The sequence below is a fragment of the Pseudoalteromonas sp. GW168-MNA-CIBAN-0100 genome (genome assembly GCF_040309225.1).
In the GTDB taxonomy this organism is placed as follows: domain Bacteria; phylum Pseudomonadota; class Gammaproteobacteria; order Enterobacterales; family Alteromonadaceae; genus Pseudoalteromonas; species Pseudoalteromonas arctica.
Genome location: NZ_JBEOOL010000952.1, coordinates 1 through 244, shown reverse-complemented (window position 1 = coordinate 244; position 244 = coordinate 1). Strand labels below are relative to the sequence as shown.

The window sequence follows — 244 nt, the reverse complement described above, 5'->3', positions numbered from 1 at the left end:
AATAAGCCATTTGCTAAATCGGCACCAAGTACTTTTACGTGATCCCCCAGCTGAAATTTACGCTCAAAGTTGCGCTCTGCAATACCTTGATGAATAAATTTACGCTCACTGGCTTGCTCTTTACCCGTTTTAATACCCGCAACAACTAGCGTGTTGTTTTCTGACTCTATGCTCAGCTCGCTTTCGCTAAAACCAGCAACTGCCATAGTAATTCGGTATTTGTCTTTATCGAGCGCTTCGATAT

General features: G+C 42.6%; 1 protein-coding gene. It reads right to left on the bottom strand.

The features are described from left to right. A partial coding sequence (locus AAEY62_RS24155) for an Hsp20 family protein (protein ID WP_350637003.1) occupies positions 1–244 on the bottom strand: 244 nt, incomplete at both ends.